This is a genomic window from Chromobacterium haemolyticum, from assembly GCF_002081825.1.
Classification (GTDB): domain Bacteria; phylum Pseudomonadota; class Gammaproteobacteria; order Burkholderiales; family Chromobacteriaceae; genus Chromobacterium; species Chromobacterium fluminis.
Genome location: NZ_MUKU01000007.1, coordinates 62,515 through 77,660, shown reverse-complemented (window position 1 = coordinate 77,660; position 15,146 = coordinate 62,515). Strand labels below are relative to the sequence as shown.

The 15,146-nt window shown below is 61.7% G+C and carries 14 protein-coding genes, 2 tRNA genes and 1 riboswitch; of the genes, 12 read left to right on the top strand and 4 right to left on the bottom strand.

The features are described 5' to 3' along the window. The first annotated feature begins 4 nt into the window (after positions 1-4). The 3 genes from nuoN (at position 5) to B0T39_RS06835 (ending at position 2,178) form a co-directional block, all read left to right on the top strand. Positions 5-1,459 carry an NADH-quinone oxidoreductase subunit NuoN gene (nuoN, locus tag B0T39_RS06845; RefSeq protein ID WP_081545411.1) on the top strand — a complete coding sequence of 485 codons (1,455 nt, stop codon included), beginning with the start codon at positions 5-7 and terminating at the stop codon, positions 1,457-1,459. 12 nt (positions 1,460-1,471) lie between these two features. Next, positions 1,472-1,765, top strand: a complete 294-nt coding sequence (locus B0T39_RS06840) for a DUF2818 family protein (RefSeq protein ID WP_081545410.1) — start codon at positions 1,472-1,474, stop codon at positions 1,763-1,765. 119 nt (positions 1,766-1,884) lie between these two features. After that, positions 1,885-2,178: a putative quinol monooxygenase gene (locus B0T39_RS06835; protein ID WP_081545409.1), complete on the top strand. Its 294-nt coding sequence runs from the start codon at positions 1,885-1,887 to the stop codon at positions 2,176-2,178. 56 nt (positions 2,179-2,234) lie between these two features. Here the strand turns inward: B0T39_RS06835 and B0T39_RS06830 are convergent, their stop codons facing one another. Then, a complete protein-coding gene (locus tag B0T39_RS06830) occupies positions 2,235-3,101 on the bottom strand; it encodes a lipid A biosynthesis lauroyl acyltransferase (protein ID WP_081545408.1) in 867 nt (288 codons plus the stop codon). 64 nt (positions 3,102-3,165) lie between these two features. Beyond that, entirely contained in the window at positions 3,166-4,047 is an 882-nt protein-coding gene (locus B0T39_RS06825; protein WP_081545407.1) for a lysophospholipid acyltransferase family protein, read from the bottom strand. Positions 4,048-4,123: 76 nt separating this feature from the next. Here B0T39_RS06825 and metK point away from each other — a divergent pair, with 76 nt between their 5' ends. After that, entirely contained in the window at positions 4,124-5,293 is a 1,170-nt protein-coding gene (gene metK / locus B0T39_RS06820) for a methionine adenosyltransferase (RefSeq protein WP_019101982.1), read from the top strand. Positions 5,294-5,355: 62 nt separating this feature from the next. Here metK and B0T39_RS06815 read toward each other — a convergent pair whose 3' ends face one another. Then, positions 5,356-6,993 (bottom strand): histidine kinase N-terminal 7TM domain-containing diguanylate cyclase, encoded by a 1,638-nt coding sequence (locus B0T39_RS06815; RefSeq protein ID WP_081545406.1) that lies wholly within the window; start codon positions 6,991-6,993, stop codon positions 5,356-5,358. A gap of 79 nt (positions 6,994-7,072) precedes the next feature. Then, positions 7,073-7,146: riboswitch (S-adenosyl-L-homocysteine riboswitch) on the top strand. 62 nt (positions 7,147-7,208) lie between these two features. Here B0T39_RS06815 and ahcY point away from each other — a divergent pair. After that, positions 7,209-8,618 (top strand): adenosylhomocysteinase, encoded by a 1,410-nt coding sequence (ahcY, locus tag B0T39_RS06810; protein WP_176219500.1) that lies wholly within the window; start codon positions 7,209-7,211, stop codon positions 8,616-8,618. A 131-nt stretch (positions 8,619-8,749) separates the two neighbouring features. After that, positions 8,750-9,586 carry a methylenetetrahydrofolate reductase [NAD(P)H] gene (metF, locus tag B0T39_RS06805; protein ID WP_081545404.1) on the top strand — a complete coding sequence of 279 codons (837 nt, stop codon included), beginning with the start codon at positions 8,750-8,752 and terminating at the stop codon, positions 9,584-9,586. Positions 9,587-9,670: 84 nt separating this feature from the next. Here the strand turns inward: metF and B0T39_RS06800 are convergent, their stop codons facing one another. After that, positions 9,671-10,156 carry an Lrp/AsnC family transcriptional regulator gene (locus B0T39_RS06800; protein WP_039756263.1) on the bottom strand — a complete coding sequence of 162 codons (486 nt, stop codon included), beginning with the start codon at positions 10,154-10,156 and terminating at the stop codon, positions 9,671-9,673. A 483-nt stretch (positions 10,157-10,639) separates the two neighbouring features. On the opposite strand from B0T39_RS06800, the gene hppD reads away from it, so the two are divergent. From hppD to B0T39_RS06770, 6 genes are all read left to right on the top strand, one after another. Further along, complete coding sequence (gene hppD / locus B0T39_RS06795) at positions 10,640-11,713, top strand: 4-hydroxyphenylpyruvate dioxygenase (protein ID WP_081545403.1); 1,074 nt, start codon at positions 10,640-10,642, stop codon at positions 11,711-11,713. Positions 11,714-11,771: 58 nt separating this feature from the next. Beyond that, positions 11,772-12,902, top strand: a complete 1,131-nt coding sequence (locus B0T39_RS06790; RefSeq protein ID WP_081545402.1) for a homogentisate 1,2-dioxygenase — start codon at positions 11,772-11,774, stop codon at positions 12,900-12,902. A 185-nt stretch (positions 12,903-13,087) separates the two neighbouring features. Further along, positions 13,088-14,071 carry a fumarylacetoacetate hydrolase family protein gene (locus B0T39_RS06785; RefSeq protein WP_081545401.1) on the top strand — a complete coding sequence of 328 codons (984 nt, stop codon included), beginning with the start codon at positions 13,088-13,090 and terminating at the stop codon, positions 14,069-14,071. Continuing rightward, positions 14,064-14,708 carry a maleylacetoacetate isomerase gene (gene maiA / locus B0T39_RS06780; RefSeq protein ID WP_081545400.1) on the top strand — a complete coding sequence of 215 codons (645 nt, stop codon included), beginning with the start codon at positions 14,064-14,066 and terminating at the stop codon, positions 14,706-14,708. Before B0T39_RS06785 ends, maiA begins: the two co-directional genes overlap by 8 nt. Before the next feature lie 152 nt (positions 14,709-14,860). Further along, positions 14,861-14,936 (top strand) — tRNA-Phe (locus tag B0T39_RS06775). Between the two features lie 26 nt (positions 14,937-14,962). Next, a tRNA-Phe gene (locus B0T39_RS06770) sits at positions 14,963-15,038 on the top strand. The last annotated feature ends 108 nt before the right edge of the window (positions 15,039-15,146 follow it).

Below are 15,146 nucleotides of genomic sequence, written 5' to 3'. Positions count from 1 at the left end.
AATAATGAATTGGGCTGATCTCAACCTGATACCCGCGATTCCCGAGATGTTCCTCGCCGGCGCGATCCTGTTCGTGCTGATGGCGGACCTGTTCGTTTCGGACGAAAAGCGCGGCATCACCCTGGGCCTGACCCTGCTGACCCTGTTGGGCGCGGCGGTGGCGCAGGTGATGACTTTCACCTCGCAGCCGGTAGTGACCTTCTCCGGCATGTTCGTCGCGGACCCGATGGGCGGCGTGGTCAAGCTGGCCATGTACGCGGTCACCGCCATCGTGCTGATCTACAGCCGGCAGTACACCGCTGATCGTCAGTTGTTCAAGGGCGAGTATTTCTCGCTGGCGCTGTTCGCCTTGCTGGGCATGAACCTGATGGTGTCGGCTTCGCACTTCCTGACCCTGTACATGGGCCTGGAACTGCTGTCGCTGGCGCTGTACTCGCTGATCGCGCTGCAGCGCGACTCCGTGCAGGCCACCGAAGCGGCGATGAAGTACTTCGTGCTGGGCGCGCTGGCCTCCGGCCTGCTGCTCTACGGCATTTCCATGATTTACGGCGCCACTGGTTCGCTGGAGCTGGCGACGGTCGCCAAATCCATCGCCGCGCATAAGGCTAACGATGTGCTATTGGTCTTCGGCCTGGTGTTCATCGTGGCCGGCCTGTCCTTCAAGCTGGGCGCGGTGCCGTTCCACATGTGGGTGCCGGACGTTTACCACGGCGCGCCGACTTCGGTGACGCTGATGGTGGGCGCGGCCCCCAAGCTGGCCGCCTTCGTCTTCACGCTGCGCATCCTGGCCCAGGGCCTGGACGCGTTGGTGGCGGACTGGCAACTGATGCTGGTGATCGTGTCCGCTCTCTCCATGGCGATCGGCAATATCACCGCCATCGTGCAGACCAACATCAAACGGATGCTGGCTTACTCGACGATCTCGCACATGGGCTTCCTGCTCTTGGGCGTGCTGGCGGGCACCAAGGTGGGCTACTCGGCCGCGCTGTTCTACGCGCTGAGCTATGTGCTGATGTCTCTGGTCAGCTTCGGCATGTTGCTGGCGCTGTCTCGCGCCGGTTTCGAGTGCGAGAAGGTTGACGATCTGAAGGGCCTGAACAGCCGCAACAGCTGGTATGCGCTGCTGATGCTGCTGACCATGTTCTCCATGGCCGGCATTCCGCCGCTGGTAGGCTTCTACGCCAAGTTCGCGGTGATCAAGGCCATCGTGGATATCGGCATGATCAAGCTGGCCATCTTCGCGGTGCTGATGTCGGTGATCGGCGCGTTCTACTATCTGCGCGTGGTGAAGACCATGTACTTCGACGACGCCGAAGACCGCAGCGATATCGTGGTGCGCGGCGATATGAAGCTGGTGCTGTCGCTGAACGCGCTGGCCTTGCTCTTCATCGGCCTGCTGCCGGAACGCGCATTGGAGTTGTGCCTGCAAGTCGTGCGTCAATCGCTCACCGTGATTTAAGGCCGCCATATCATGCAATCCAGCGTCATCGCTTTGCTGATCATCGCCCTGGCGGCGGCCAACCTGCCCTTCTTGACCCAGAAAGTGGGCGGGGTGTGGAAGGTGGCCAACAAGCATTTTGGCTGGCGCTTTCTGGAACTGATGGCGCTGTATCTGCTGGTGGGCGGCTTCGCCTACCTGCTGGAAAGCCGGTTGATGCCGGTGCAGCCACAAAACTGGCAGTTCTATGTGACGACCTTGTCGTTGTTCCTGGTCTTCGCGTTTCCGGGTTACGTCTATTGCTACTTCTGGCGGCGACGCGCTTAGCAGCGGGCAGGGATGAGCAGTACCGGCGCGGATGGGGGAAACCCCGTCCGCGCTGTTTTTTTTTGAGGAGCAGGGGCGGTGCGTGCCAGAGCGCGCAATGAGGAGAGGGGAGGAAGAGAATGTTGAAAGTGATCGCTCAGGACTTCATCCAGCCAGACCGAGTGGCTGAGGTGATGCCGCTGTATCACGAATTGGTGGAGAAAACGCGGCAAGAGTCGGACTGCATCAGCTACGATCTGTTCATCGACCAGAAAGACCCTGGCCATTTCGTCTTCATCGAAACCTGGCCGGACCGGACGGCCTTGGACCGGCATTGCCAAACCGAACATTTCCGGCGGCTGGTGCCGCAGATCGACAGCCGGCAGCGACAGGCGGGCACCTTCTTGTTGATGGATGCGTTCGTGGACGCCTGAGCGAGAAGGGCGCCGCGCAGCGGTGCCCATTGAACCGGCTCTTGGAGGGGGGAAGCTTAGTAGAAGCGCGCCTCGCCTTGCGGCCGGCTCTTGAAGCGCTTGTGTAGCCAGAAGTACTGGTCCGGGATTTCGCGGACGCGTTGTTCCAGGAAGGCGTTCATGCGCCGGGTGTCGGCTTCGACGTCCTCGCTGGGGTAGTTGTCCCAAGGAGGGTAGAACTCCAGCTCAAAGCGGTTGCCCACGCGGCGGGCGATGGCCGGAACGACTTTGGCGCGCGCCAGCTTGCTGATGCGGGACAGGCCGGTGATGGTGGCGGCCTTGACGCCGAAGAAGTCGACGAAGACCGAGTCGCGCACGCCGAAGTCTTGATCAGGCAAGTAGAGGAAGGGCGCGTGGTCCTTGCGCATTGCCTTGATGATGGGGCGCAGGCCTTCCTGACGAGACACGATGTAGGCGTTGTCGTAGCGCTGGCGGCCTTGATAGATCTGGCGGTCCAGCGCTTCGTTCTTCTGATGGGAATAGACGCTGACCAAGGGGATGTGCTGGTTTAGCGAATACACGCACATTTCGAAACCGATGAAGTGCGGGTAGAACAGAATCACGTCTTCGCCGCGTTCGCGTAGTTCGGTGACGTAGTGCAGGTTTTTGATCTCGACCAGCTTGTCGATGCGCGCGGCCGAACTCCACCAGACCACGCCGTACTCCAGCACCATGCGTATCATGTGCTGGAAATTGCGGCGGATCAGCCGGCGGCGTTCCGCCACCGGCATCTCGGGAAAGCACAGGCGCAGATTGATCATGCCGACGCGGCGGCGGCCGTGGGCCAGACAGTAGGCGATATTGCCCAGGCCGCGGGCCAGCAGGCCGATCGCCCACATCGGCAGCAGGCGAATCAACCAAAGCAGGGCAAAAGCGAATTTCATAGGTTTCCTTGCTGGGACACTCGAAAACCTCGCTGCGTTGGCGAGGGGTTTCCGAGCGTTCCTGTTATTGCGCGTCCGGCCGGCTGACGCCGGGCGGACATTTATAGCGGTTATAGCTCCACAGGTATTGGCTGGGGAAGCGGCGGATCAGCGCTTCCACCTGGGCGTTGAGCTGAGCGGCATCTTGCTCCTTATCACCGCTGAACGCTTGCGCCGGCGGTTCGATGTGAACGCGGAAGCCCTGGCCGCCAGGGAGGCGCTCGCCGACGAAGAACAAGGTTTCCACGCCGCTGATCTGCGCCAGTCGCGGCACCAGAGTCATGGTGTAGGCCGGGCGTTCGAAGAACGGCGCCCACACACCCTCGCCGTTGCCGGGCACCTGGTCCGGCAGGATGATGGTGGCTTCGCCGGATTTCAGCGCCTTCATCAGCACGCGTACGCCAGCGCCGGTGGCCGGCGCGGTCTTGCCCTTGCCGCGAGCGCGGCCGGCCTGCATCACCGGTTCCAGCCAGGCCATCTTGGGCGGGCGGTACATCGCGGTCAGCGGAAACGGCAACCGCGAGCTGATGTAGCGGCCTGCGATGTCGTAGCTGCCCAGGTGCGGGGTGACGAAGACAATGCCGTGGCCCTTGGCCAGCGCCGCCTCGACGTGCTCCCAGCCGGCGCACGACTTGACCATGGCGGCGATGTCGTCCGGCTCGCGGCACCAAGCAATGGCCAGTTCCAGCGCGCCCTTGCCGGTTTCCGCGGCGCTTTGTTTGACTAAACGCGGTAAAAGCTGATAATTTCCACAGATTTTACTAGAACTTAGGTTCTCCCGGAGCCGTGCTCTATAGCGGGGGGACGCATGATAAGTCAGTCGTCCAAGAACGGCACCTAGGCCTTGTAGCCAGGATAAAGGCAGGTGCGCCAGGAAAGACAGCAATAAATGGACTAGCTTAGACATATGAAGCTCAGTCTTGGTCTTAAAGCGACCTATTTTATCATCACAAGGTTTTGCATTTTTCGGGAACGAATAATAAATGAGCGAATATCTGTTTACATCTGAGTCGGTGTCGGAAGGGCACCCGGACAAAGTCGCCGATCAGATCTCCGACGCCATCCTCGACGCCATTCTGCGCGAGGACAAGCACGCGCGCGTCGCCGCCGAGACCCTGGTGAACACCGGCCTGGTCGTGTTGGCCGGCGAAATCACCACCAGCGCCAATATCGATTACATCAAGATCGCCCGCGAGACCATCAAGCGCATCGGTTACGACGATTCCGCGCTGGGCTTTGATTTCCGCGGCTGCGCGGTGATGGCTTGCTACGACAAGCAGTCGCAGGACATCGCCCAAGGCGTCAACGAAGGCGAAGGCCTGGACCTGAACCAGGGCGCCGGCGACCAGGGCCTGATGTTCGGCTACGCCTGCGATGAAACCCCGACGCTGATGCCGTTCCCGATTTACTATGCGCACCGCTTGGTGCAGCGTCAGGCCGAGTTGCGCAAGGACGGCCGCCTGCCGTGGCTGCGTCCGGACGCCAAGAGCCAGATCACTTGCGTATACGACGGCGCCACCGGCCTGCCCAAGCGCATCGACACCGTGGTGCTGTCCACCCAGCACACCCCGGAAATCGATCACAAGACGCTGACCGAGGCGGTGATCGAGGACATCATCAAGCCGGTGCTGCCGCCGGAGATGATTACGCCGGAAACCAAATTCCTGATCAACCCGACCGGCCGTTTCGTGATTGGCGGCCCGATGGGCGATTGCGGCCTGACCGGGCGCAAGATCATCGTCGACACCTACGGCGGCGCGGCGCCGCACGGCGGCGGCGCTTTCTCCGGCAAGGATCCGTCCAAAGTGGACCGCTCCGCCGCCTACGCCGGCCGCTACGTAGCGAAGAACATCGTCGCCGCCGGCCTGGCGCGCCAGTGCCAGATCCAGGTTTCCTACGCCATCGGCGTGGCCGAGCCGACCTCGATCGCGGTGGACACTTTCGGGACCAACTCGATTCCGAACGAGAAGATCGTCGAGCTGGTGAAAAAGCATTTCGACTTGCGCCCCAAAGGCATTATCCAGATGCTGGACCTGCTGCGTCCGATTTACAGCAAGACCGCCGCTTACGGCCACTTCGGCCGCGAAGAGCCGGAATTCAGCTGGGAGCGCACCGACAAGGTGGAGGCGCTGCGCGCCGACGCCGGTCTGTAAACCGCGCTCGGCTTCGCGCCAAGAAACGCCTGTCCACGGACAGGCGTTTTTTTGTGTCTTGTTTAGAGGGCCGCGCTCAGGCGGCAGGCGTTCTTGCCGCCGGCCTTGACCGCGTACAAGGCGCGGTCCGCGGCCTGGTACAGGGTGGCTGGGCTGTCGGCGTGCAGGGGGAAGGCGGCCAGTCCGCAGGAGAAGGTGGCGCAGAAACTGTCGTCGCCGGCGCCGTGCGGCAGTCGTTGGAAGGCGGCGCGCCAGGTTTCGGCGCGGCGCAGGGCCTGCTCGCCGTCGGCGCCGGGCATCAGCACCAGGAACTCCTCCCCGCCCAGGCGGCAGAGGATGTCGCCGCCGCGGCCGTCTTCGGCCAGCAGCGCGGACAGGCGGCGCAAGACCTCGTCGCCGAAGTAATGACCGAAGCTGTCGTTGATGCGCTTGAAATCGTCCAGATCGATCAGCGCGATGCTGAGCGGCGCGCCCTCGCTGCGCGCGCGGCTCAGTTCGTGGGCGAAGGTGTCGTCCAGATAGCGGCGGTTGTATAAACCGGTCAGCGGGTCGCGCAAGGCCTGTTCGCGCAGCGCCGCCAGCAGCGCTTCGATTTCGGCGATGCGCAAGGCCAGGGTCTGATTGGCGCCGCGCAGCGCCTCCTCGGCCCGGCGCCGCTCGGTGATGTCGCGGGCCACCAGCATGCGGCTGGAGTGAGGCTGAGGCTGCTGAGCGATCGGATACACGCGCAGGTCCAGAATGCGCGCGCCGTCTTGCAAGGATAGCTCCAGTGATGGTTCTCGGCCGCTCAGGATCTGTTCGCGCGGCCAGTCCGCAGGCAAGGCCTGGCCCAGCAGCAAGCGGCCGGGCCGGCTCAGCAGCCGGGCGGCGGCCGGGTTGAGGTCCAGGATGCGGAACTTGTCGTCTATCACCAGCACCCCGTCTCCCATGGCCTCGAAGGAACGCGCGCGCGCCACCGGCACCAGGTAGAGCAGACGCAGGTAGAGCAGGTCCAGCGCGAACACCAGGCCGGTGACGGTGAAGGCGAGGGGCGTAGGGTCCAGGCCCTGCAAGGGCATGGCGCCGCTCAGGTAGAGAATATTGCCCAGCCAGGGCGCGCAGGCGCTGGCCATCAGCACGATGGACTGGCCGCGGAAGTGGGCCGGGTAGTAATGCAGAGCGCGGATCAGCATCAGCGAGCCGATCAGCATCATCAGGTAGGAATAGCCGGCGATGCCGATCCAGAACGCCGGGCCGTGCCCGTAGATCAGCAGATTGTAGCCGGAGGGGCTGGGCCGGTAGCCGGTCCACACCAGATGGTGGCTTTCGTTGCTGAGCGCCAGCAGCAGGCAGAGCAAGGGCAGGGCGAACAGCGCCGCCAGCCAGCGCCGGCTCAGCTGGATGCGGTTGTAGTCCAGCGCCAGCAGCAGGAAGAGCACCGGGGTGCTCAGCGTGCCGAGGTATTCCAGCTTGGACCAGGCGATCTTCGCGGACAGGCTGGCGGCGGACAGCTCGCACATGGCGCCGGCTGCCCAGAAGGCCACCGAACTCATCAGCAGCGCCAGCCAGCGCACGCCGGGAAACTGGCGGCGATACCAGGCGATGGCGGCGATGGCGGTGGAAATCAGCGCGGCGATCCCGGACAGGGCGGCCAGCGGGGTGAAGTCGAAAGTCATGGGGCGAGGATGAATCGGCAAGCGGCTAGTGTATCTTCTTGGCATGCAGACTCCTACCTTTTCCGAGCGGCATAGGTATAATCGAAACGTCGCCGTCCGCGTGTCCACGCCGCCGGCGACCGGTCGGCCCGAGGGGCGCTGCGAGGATGATCCATCCCCAGGCTCGGGCCGCTCCCGTTTCAACGGCGCTCACCTGATCAAAACCGTGCCGGGCACGGGAGCGGGTGAGCCGCATCCTGGCCGGCTGCGTGAACTAAGGAATGCTCGCGATGGCTGATTTCACCGATTTTCATGTTGCCGATATCAATCTGTCCGCCTGGGGCCGCAAGGAACTGGCGATTGCCGAAACAGAAATGCCCGGCCTGATGGCCTTGCGCGACGAGCACCGGCACAGCCAGCCGCTGCGCGGCGCGCGCATCGCCGGCAGTCTGCACATGACGATCCAGACCGGGGTCTTGATCGAGACCCTGGTGGCGCTGGGCGCGGAAGTGCGCTGGGCGTCTTGCAATATCTTCTCCACCCAAGACCACGCCGCCGCCGCCATCGCCGCGGCCGGCATCCCTGTGTTCGCTTTCAAGGGCGAGAGCCTGGACGAGTACTGGGAGTTCAGCCACAAAATCTTCGAATGGCCGGAGCATGAGCCCGCCAATATGATTCTGGACGACGGCGGCGACGCCACCTTGCTGCTGATGTTGGGCAGCAAGGCGGAAACCGATCGCGGCGTGATCAGTCATCCGTCCAACGAGGAAGAGACCGCGTTGTTCGCCGCCATCGCACGCTATCTGCAGAAAGATCCGCAGTGGTACTCCAAGCGGCTCAAGCACATCAAGGGCGTGACCGAGGAAACCACCACCGGCGTGCACCGCCTGTACCAGCTGGAGAAGGAAGGCCGCTTGCCGTTCCCTGCCTTCAACGTCAATGATTCGGTAACCAAGTCCAAGTTCGACAACCTCTACGGCTGCCGCGAATCGCTGGTGGACGGCATCAAGCGGGCCACCGACGTGATGGTGGCCGGCAAGGTTGCGGTGGTGCTGGGCTACGGCGACGTGGGCAAGGGCTGCGCGCAGAGCTTGCGCGGCCTGGGCGCCACGGTGTGGGTGACCGAGGTGGACCCGATCTGCGCATTGCAGGCGGCGATGGAAGGCTATCGCGTGGTGCGCATGGACGAGGTGGCCGACCAGGCCGACATCTTCGTCACCGCCACCGGCAATGTCGGCGTGATCACCCACGAACATATGAAGAAGATGCGCAACAACGCCATCGTCTGCAATATCGGCCATTTCGACAGCGAGATCGAAGTCGCCAGCCTGCGCCAGTACCAGTGGGACAATATCAAGCCGCAGGTGGACCACATCATTTTCCCTGACGGCAAGCGAGTGATCCTGTTGGCCGAGGGCCGGCTGGTCAACCTGGGTTGCGCCACCGGCCACCCCAGCTTCGTGATGTCCAACTCCTTCACCAACCAGGTGCTGGCTCAGGTGGAAATCTTCGCCAACGGCCAGCAATACGGCAAACAGGTGTATGTGTTGCCCAAGCATCTGGACGAGAAGGTGGCGCGCTTGCACTTGGGCCGCATCGGCGCCCGGTTGACCGAGCTGTCCGACGAGCAGGCCGCCTACATCAGCGTGCCCAAGCAAGGCCCTTATAAGCCGGATCACTATCGTTATTGATTTTTATAACGATAGAAAAACGGACAGGGCTATTAGAATGGTGCTGTCCGTTTTTTCTTGTCCGCCGCCGCGGACCGCGGTCATCCTATATAAAAACAAAGGAGTCTCCCGCAGGGAGATACAGAGAGATCATGACAGCACAGAGCCGAACCTTCAGTTTCGAATTCTTTCCGCCCAAGACCCCGGAAGGCATTGCCAAGCTGCGCACCACGCGCCAGCAATTGGCCCAATTCAAGCCGCAGTTTTTCTCAGTCACCTTCGGCGCCGGCGGCACCACCCGCGACGGCACGCTGGCGACAGTGCTGGAAATCCGCAGTGAAGGCCACGCCGCCGCGCCGCACCTGTCCTGCATTGGTTCCACCCGCGAGAATATCGGCGCCATTCTCAACGAATACCGCAACAACGGCATCCGCCACATCGTCGCCTTGCGCGGCGACATCCCGTCCGGCATGGTGGCAGCCGGAGAGTTTCGTTACGCCAACGAGCTGGTGGAGTTCATCCGCGCCGAGCACGGCGATCATTTCCACATCGAAGTGGCCGCCTATCCGGAATTCCATCCGCAGGCGCGTTCGGCCGAGGACGACCTCAACAACTTTGTGCGCAAGGTCCATGCCGGCGCCAACTCGGCGATGACCCAGTATTTCTTCAATGCCGACGCCTATTTCCGCTTCGTCGACGAAGTTCAGGGCCGGGGCGTGAATATTCCCATCGTTCCGGGCATCATGCCGATCTCCAACTTTGGGCAACTGTGTCGTTTTTCCGACATGTGTGGCGCGGAAGTGCCGCGCTGGCTGCGCCAGCGCATGCAAGCCTATTACGACGACAGCGCGTCCATCCGCGCGCTGGGCCTGGACGTGGTGACCGAGTTGTGCGACCGCCTGCTGCAGCACGGCGCGCCGGGTCTGCACTTCTACACGCTGAATCAGGCCGGGCTGGTGTCCACTATCTGGCAGCGATTGGGCTTGTGAGTCTGGACGCTTTCTCATGCAAAACGGCCCGGTATACCGGGCCGTTTTGTTTCGAATCCGCATGCGGTGCAAGGCCGCCCCGCCTTAAAGACCACGCAACTGGCCGAGCGGCAGTGAAGTCGTCCGCTTGATCTCCTTGAGCACGAAGCTGGACTTCACATCGGCGACACCGGGGTGTTGCAACAGCTCGTCCATCACGAAGCGCGAAAAGTGCTCCATGTCCTCGAAATACACTTGCAGCAGATAGTCCATCTCGCCGGTCATCGCAAAGCAGTTGATGACCTCCTGCCAGCTTTGCACCGCCTCGATAAAGCTTTGCAAATGCGCGTTGCCGCGTTTTTCCAGCGTAACCCGCACCCAGGCTTGCAGACCCAAGCCGATGCGGGCGGGGTCCAGCAGCGCCACGTACTGGCGAATCACGCCGGATTCCTCCAGCTGTTTCAGGCGACGCAGGCAAGGGGATGGAGACAGGGCCACCCGTTCTGCTAATTCCACATTGGTTAAGCGGCCGTCATGCTGCAGTTCGGCCAGAATACGCAAGTCTGTCTTATCTAATGTAAGACTTGGCATGTTTTCTCCTAAAAGAGGCAAAATATTAGTGTTTTATACTTAGTTATTAATGGTTTCTTGGTATTTAGCAAGAAAATTGCCCCGTAGTTTCCATAGAATAAAAAGCCTAAAAACGCATTCTACACACGGCGCTAAAAAAGCACCGGGGTTTGTCGAGCGAATAAGACGGCGGAGATAAGATTCACATTTTGAGGAGAAGCTTGCCGCGCGTCACGGCAAGCCAAATCAGCGCGCGGCAAGCGCCTTTCTCCTCATTCAGTCTTTTCCCTTCCGACTTTTCCACGCGAAACCAAATGCGTTGCGCAGGGCTTTTTACAACATGTCATGACAAGACTATCACAAGACATGTCATCAAAAGCTACTGTTATTTGTTTATAAACAAGCTTGTTGCGCGGAATGCAAGATCAAGTCGCCGGTTCAGAGCGGCGTCATGCTCCGCTCGCCGCCAACCGGCCGCACACTCATCTACAACAGGAGAAACAGATGAAAATGGAAACCATGCTGCAGAACCCTCTAGCTACCGACGGTTTTGAATTTGTCGAATACACCTCTCCCACAGCGGAAGGCCTCGCCAAGCTGAAGGCCCTGTTCCTGTCCTTGGGCTTCAGCGAAGTGGCGCGCCACCGCAGCAAGAACGTCAGCCTTTTCCGTCAGGGCGATATCAATTTCATCTTGAACGGCGAATCGTCGCAGCCGGCCAACGCTTTTGGCCATGAACACGGTCCGTCGGCTTGTGCGATGGCGTGGCGTGTCAAGGACGCGGCCAAGGCCTATGAATACGCGCTGGCCCACGGCGCCAAAAAGTACGAGCGCCCAATCGGCTTCATGGAGTTGAATATTCCTGCCGTGGAGGGGATTGGCGGCTCGGCGCTGTATTTCGTCGACCGCTACGGCCCGGATCACAGCATCTACGACGTGGATTTCGTGCCGCTGGAGGGCGTGGATCAGCATCCGGAAGGCGTGGGCCTGTATGAGATCGATCACCTGACCCACAACGTGTTTCGCGGCAATATGGCCAAGTGGGCGGGCTTCTACACCGATATCGCCAACTTCCGCGAAATCCGCTACTTCGATATCGAGGGCAAGCTCACCGGCCTGGTGTCCCAGGCGATGACCAGCCCCTGCGGAAAAATCCGCATCCCGATCAACGAGTCTTCCGACGACAAGAGCCAGATCGAGGAATTCCTGCGCGAATACCACGGCGAAGGCATCCAGCACATCGCGTTGACCACTCGCGACATTTACAAGACCGTGGAAACGCTGAAAGCCGCCGGCACTCGTTTCCTCGATACTCCCGACACCTATTATGAAAAAGTGGACGAGCGCGTGCCGGGGCACGGCGAGGATCTGGCACGTCTGCACAAGAACCACATCCTGGTGGACGGCGCGCCGGTGGACGGCGCCGGCATCCTGCTGCAGATCTTCACCGAGACCGTGATCGGCCCGATCTTCTTCGAGATCATCCAGCGCAAGGGCAACGAGGGCTTTGGCGAGGGCAACTTCCGCGCCCTGTTCGAGTCGATCGAAGAGGACCAGATCCGCCGCGGCGTCATCTAAAGCCCGCAGTTCATCGATGCCATCCCGCCGCCCAGGCGGCGGGATTGAAGGACACACCATGCGTAAATGGATTCAGTACCCCCACCGCGAAGGCACCGTCTCGCGCCAGGCGCACGCCGACTTTCCGGACACGGCCATCTATGAGCGGGAAGTGGGCCGCAGCGGTTTTTTCGGCCCCGCCACTCATCTGCATCACAAGCACCCGCCCACCGGCTGGAGCGCCTGGGAAGGCCCGTTGCGCCCGCGCGCCTTTGATCTGAACGAACTGCCCAAGAACGTCGCCGCGCCCTGGGCTGCGCCGCTGGTGTTGCACAATGCGCAGTGCAAGCTGCGCATCTGGAGCGTGGATCAGGCGATGACCCAGCTGTTCCGCAACGGCGACGGCGACGACATGTTGTTCATCCACGCCGGCAGCGGCGAGCTGTTCTGCGATTACGGCCACCTGAGCTATCGCGACGGCGACTACATCCTGATGCCGCGTTCCACCAGTTGGCGCATCGAACCGGCCGCGCCCACCACCATGTTGCTGATCGAGGCTAGCAACGGCGCCTACCAATTGCCGGACAAAGGCCTGGTGGGCCCGCACGCCATTTTCGACGAGGCGATGCTGGATGTGCCGGCGATCGACGACGCTTTCCGCGCCCAGCAGACCGAGGACGAGTGGCAAGTAGTGATCAAGCGCCGCGGCGCGCTGTCCACCGTGACCTATCCGTTCAACCCGCTGGACGCGGTAGGCTGGCACGGCAACCATTCCGTCGCTCGCATCAACTGGCGCGATATCCGGCCGCTGATGAGCCATCGCTACCATTTGCCGCCGTCTGCGCACACCACTTTCGTCGCCGACGGCTTCGTGATCTGCACCTTTGTGCCGCGGCCGATCGAATCCGATCCCGGCGCTTTGAAGGTTCCGTTCTATCACAACAACGACGATTACGACGAAGTGATCTTCTATCACGCCGGCGATTTCTTCAGCCGCGACAACATCAAGCCGGGCATGCTGACTTTCCATCCGGCCGGCTTCACTCACGGGCCGCATCCCAAGGCCTTCGCCAAGGCGATGACGGACCCCAAGACCTTCACCGACGAAGTGGCGGTGATGATAGACACGCGCGACGCTTTGGAGCAGGGGCCGCAGATGCCGGAGGTGGAGTGGACCCAGTATGTGGATAGCTGGAAACCCAAGCCCTAGTCGCCTGGCGTTATCGCTGCTGCGCAAGCCGATCTCGGCGCTGCGATGCTCGCGGTACCATTTGTACCGCTGCGCTTCTCCTGCCGACCTCGGCTTGCTCGCGACGCGATAGCGTTCAGGCGATGTCGTGAATGTCATACTGTATCACTGGAATTTCAGCTGCCCAGCTGCAGAAAGAATAGAAGATGAAACTCGCCACATATCAGAATCAAACCCGCGACGGTCAGCTGTTGGTCGTCAGCCGCGACCTGTCCCGCGCGGTGGCGGTGCCGCAGATCGCCGCCAGCCTGCAACAGGCGCTGGACGGCTGGGACGCGCTGGCGCCGCGTTTGCAGGAGGTTTACGCCGCGCTTAACGAAGGCGAGGTGCCGGGCGCTTTCCCGTTTGAGCCACAGCGTTGTCACAGCCCGCTGCCGCGCGCCTATCAATGGGCGGACGGCAGCGCTTATCTGAACCATGTCGAGCTGGTGCGCAAGGCGCGCGGCGCCGAGGTGCCGGCCAGCTTCTACCACGATCCGCTGATGTACCAGGGCGGCTCCGACGCCTTCCTGCCGCCGCTGGCGCCCATCCCGCTGCGCGACGAAGCCTGGGGGCTGGACTTCGAGGGCGAGGTGGCGGTGATCACCGGCGACGTGCCGCTGGGCGCTGACGCCGACGCCTGCGCGGGCCAGATCCGCCTGCTGATGCTGGTCAACGATGTCAGTCTGCGCAATCTGATCCCGAATGAGCTGGCCAAGGGCTTCGGCTTCTTCCAGAGCAAGCCGGCCACCGCCTTCTCGCCGGTGGCGGTGACCCCGGACGAGCTGGGCGCGGCCTGGCGCGACGGCAAGGCGCATTTGCCGCTGCTGGTGGAATACAACGGCGCGCCTTACGGCCATCCCAATGCCGGCGTGGAGATGCAGTTCAGCTTCCCGCAATTGGTGGCTCACGTGGCCAAGACTCGCGAACTGGCGGCCGGCTCCATCATCGGTTCCGGCACCGTGTCCAATCACGACCGCAGCGTAGGCTCCTGCTGCCTGGCGGAACAGCGGATGATAGAAACCATAGAGAGCGGCGCGCCGACGACTCCGTTCATGAAAGTGGGCGACCGTGTTCGCATCGAGATGAAGGACGCCGCCGGCGCCAGCGTCTTCGGCGCTATTGAACAGATTGTGGTGAAGCATGACTGAGCGCGTGCTGTACGGTTATTTCCGCTCCAGCGCCGCCTACCGGGTGCGCATCGCGTTGAATCTCAAGGGGCTGGATTACCGTTATCAAGCGGTCAATCTGCTCAAGGACGAGCAGCGCAGCTCCGAGTATCTTGCGATCAACCCGCAGGGCTTGGTGCCGTTGCTGGACGACGGCGGAGTCAAGATCGCGCAGTCCCTGGCCATCTGCGAATACCTGGACGAAGCTTATCCGGATACGCCGCGGCTGCTGCCGGCCGGCGCGGTGGCGAGGGCGCGGGTGCGCGCGTTGGCGCTGGCCATCGCCGCCGACATCCACCCATTGCAAAACGTCCGGGTTGGCAAGTATCTGCAGACGGAGTACGGCAAGGACGAGGAAGGCAAGGCGGAATGGATACGGCACTGGATTCAGACCGGCTTCGACGCGCTGGAGCCGTTGCTGGCCGCAACGCCTGGCCGCTATGCGGCGGGCGAGCAGCCGACGCTGGCCGATGTTTGCCTGTTGCCGCAGGTATTCAGCGCCCGGCGTTTTGGCTTGGATCTGGCGGCTTATCCAAACATCGTTCGCATAGCCGACGCACTGGAGCGGTTGTCGGCTTTCGCCGACGCGCATCCATCCCGTCAGCCGGACGCGATCTAAGTCTTTGATCCGGCGGGCAGGTCTTCTCGGAGGACCGGCCCGTCTGTTTTTCCTGTCTGACGACAGCTCGTTTTTTTGCAATTATTCCTTGACGCGAATAGCGTCCTCTGATTAAATGCGTGGCTCTGACGGCGCGACAGCGCAGCAGTGATGGCCAGTTAGCTCAGTTGGTAGAGCAGCGGATTGAAAATCCGCGTGTCCGTGGTTCGATTCCGCGACTGGCCACCATCACCGCCTTAGCTTCAGCACCCGTCGGCCAGTTAGCTCAGTTGGTAGAGCAGCGGATTGAAAATCCGCGTGTCCGTGGTTCGATTCCGCGACTGGCCACCAGATATCAAAAAAGCCGAACTCACTGAGTTCGGCTTTTTGCATTGCCGCTTGCTTTTGCTTTTCAATATATAATTAAATATAATATATATTGTTATGTTGAGGAGACGG

Coding starts and splice junctions, on each gene's coding strand:
- nuoN (WP_081545411.1), top strand. CDS start 5: ATGAATTGGGCTGATCTCAACCTGATACCCGCGATTCCCGAGATGTTC.
- B0T39_RS06840 (WP_081545410.1), top strand. CDS start 1,472: ATGCAATCCAGCGTCATCGCTTTGCTGATCATCGCCCTGGCGGCGGCC.
- B0T39_RS06835 (WP_081545409.1), top strand. CDS start 1,885: ATGTTGAAAGTGATCGCTCAGGACTTCATCCAGCCAGACCGAGTGGCT.
- B0T39_RS06830 (WP_081545408.1), bottom strand. CDS start 3,101: ATGAAATTCGCTTTTGCCCTGCTTTGGTTGATTCGCCTGCTGCCGATG.
- B0T39_RS06825 (WP_081545407.1), bottom strand. CDS start 4,047: ATGTCTAAGCTAGTCCATTTATTGCTGTCTTTCCTGGCGCACCTGCCT.
- metK (WP_019101982.1), top strand. CDS start 4,124: ATGAGCGAATATCTGTTTACATCTGAGTCGGTGTCGGAAGGGCACCCG.
- B0T39_RS06815 (WP_081545406.1), bottom strand. CDS start 6,993: ATGCCAAGAAGATACACTAGCCGCTTGCCGATTCATCCTCGCCCCATG.
- ahcY (WP_176219500.1), top strand. CDS start 7,209: ATGCTCGCGATGGCTGATTTCACCGATTTTCATGTTGCCGATATCAAT.
- metF (WP_081545404.1), top strand. CDS start 8,750: ATGACAGCACAGAGCCGAACCTTCAGTTTCGAATTCTTTCCGCCCAAG.
- B0T39_RS06800 (WP_039756263.1), bottom strand. CDS start 10,156: ATGCCAAGTCTTACATTAGATAAGACAGACTTGCGTATTCTGGCCGAA.
- hppD (WP_081545403.1), top strand. CDS start 10,640: ATGAAAATGGAAACCATGCTGCAGAACCCTCTAGCTACCGACGGTTTT.
- B0T39_RS06790 (WP_081545402.1), top strand. CDS start 11,772: ATGCGTAAATGGATTCAGTACCCCCACCGCGAAGGCACCGTCTCGCGC.
- B0T39_RS06785 (WP_081545401.1), top strand. CDS start 13,088: ATGAAACTCGCCACATATCAGAATCAAACCCGCGACGGTCAGCTGTTG.
- maiA (WP_081545400.1), top strand. CDS start 14,064: ATGACTGAGCGCGTGCTGTACGGTTATTTCCGCTCCAGCGCCGCCTAC.